General features: G+C 59.8%; 2 protein-coding genes and 1 pseudogene. All 3 read right to left on the bottom strand.

Annotated features, from left to right (window positions below):
- Positions 1-910: MCP four helix bundle domain-containing protein (locus PF66_RS31710; protein WP_160320683.1), on the bottom strand; the 910-nt coding region annotated here is incomplete at its 3' end.
- A 29-nt stretch (positions 911-939) separates the two neighbouring features.
- A complete protein-coding gene (locus PF66_RS31705) occupies positions 940-1,461 on the bottom strand; it encodes a chemotaxis protein CheW (protein WP_054059126.1) in 522 nt (173 codons plus the stop codon).
- A gap of 3 nt (positions 1,462-1,464) precedes the next feature.
- Positions 1,465-1,740 (bottom strand): annotated as a pseudogene (locus PF66_RS33275) (methyl-accepting chemotaxis protein); the annotation flags it as partial.

Below are 1,740 nucleotides of genomic sequence, written 5' to 3'. Positions count from 1 at the left end.
CCATCGAGGCACTGGTTTCCTCCACAGACGCGGCCTGTTCGGAGGCACCCTGGCTCATGCTCTGGGCGGTGGAGGAAATCTGCTCGGAGGCACTGCTCAGGGCGTCGGCGTTGCTGCGTACCTCACCGATGATCTGGCCGAGTTTCTGCGTCATGTCCCGGATAGCGGCCAGCATGCTGCTGGTGTCGCCGCTCTTGGTCTGGACGTTGACGGTGAGGTCGCCAGCAGCGACGCGGCTGACCACCTCGGCCGCATAGGCGGGTTCGCCACCGAGCTGGCGCAACAGGTTGCGGGTGATGAACCCGCCCAGCAGGGCAATGACCACCAGGGTGATGATCGACACGGTGATGGAGATCAGCGCGGCCTGGTGACGGGTGGCGTCGGCACGCAGGGCGGCATCTTCGGCCATCTTCACGTTGTAGTCGCGGTGTTTGTTGAGTATCTCGCGCAGTGGCTCAAGCACCTTCTGGGTCAGGTCGATCATGGCATCCCGCGCTTTTTCGTTCTGATTGGCGCGAGAGAGTACAAGTATGGCCTCTTCACCTTGGACCAGGTCGGCAATCGCCTTGCGGTCGGTGTTCAGCAGTTGTTGATCCTGCTCGTCGGCGACCAGTTGGGCATACTTGTCAACGGCTGCCTGGACGTCGCTTTTGGTGGACTTTATAGCGGTATCGATATCCGCCATGGCCTTGTCGTCAGTGGTGAGAATGTGGCTGTAGACCAGTTGAATCTCGGTATTCACCGCGTTACGCAATTTGTTCAAGGCCACGATACTCGGTACCGAGTTTTCGTTGCCGAAGTTGGCGGCGGTGAAGACCTGATTCATCTGCTGATAGGAAATCCCCGAGAGCAGGAGAATGCCGAGCAGGGCAGACATCACCAGGAGGATCATTTTCTTGCTGATAGTCATTTTCATAACTCCTGTGCGCATCTGCGCAATCAAATGAGAGACAGTCGGGAGGGATTGCGTTGGCCGGCCAGCGAGGCGATCTGATCGACGTTCAGCACCTGCTCCATGCGCAGCAGGGTGAGGAAGCGTTCGTCCACGCGGGCCAGGTCTTCGATGTATTCAGGGGGTACGCGGCTGCCGAAGGCCGGAGCCTGTCGCAGCCAATGCGGTTCGATCTCGGTGACGGCATTGACCGAGTTCACCAGGGCACCCATCAACTGGACCTCATGGCTGTCCTGTAACTCGACGATGACAATGCAGGTGCGTGATCCCAGTTCGGTATTGCCGAGGCCGAAGCGCTCGGCCAGGTCGATGATCGGTACCACGGCGCCCCGCAGGTTGATCACCCCGCGAACCAGCGGCGGCATCATCGGCACGGCGGTGATGGCGTGGAACTCGAGGATCTCCCGCACGTAGCGGGTGGCTACGCCGAACAGGTCACGACCCACCCTGAAGGTCAGGTACTGGCGCTGTTGTTCTTCGTTGGCGACCGGTGTCGGATCGATGCTCATGAGTCAGCTCCTGAAACGGACAAAACCGCTGTCCTGCTCGTCGATGTGAAGTGCCGGGGCGCTGCGGTAGGCTTGCGTCGAGGGCAGTTGCAGACGCGAGACATTTCCCAGGCTGACGGTGTCAGCCAGTTGAAAAAAACGCATCAGTTCCTGCAGGCTGTTCGATTGCACGGTCATTTCCTCGGATGTCGCTGCAAGTTCCTCCGAGGCGGCCGCATTCTGCTGGGTGATATCGCTGAGTTGAGTCATGGCGGCACTGATCTGGCTGACACCGGTGGT

Source organism: Pseudomonas asplenii (assembly GCF_001293465.1).
Taxonomy (GTDB): domain Bacteria; phylum Pseudomonadota; class Gammaproteobacteria; order Pseudomonadales; family Pseudomonadaceae; genus Aquipseudomonas; species Aquipseudomonas fuscovaginae_B.
This window is presented reverse-complemented; position numbering and strand designations above follow the sequence as displayed.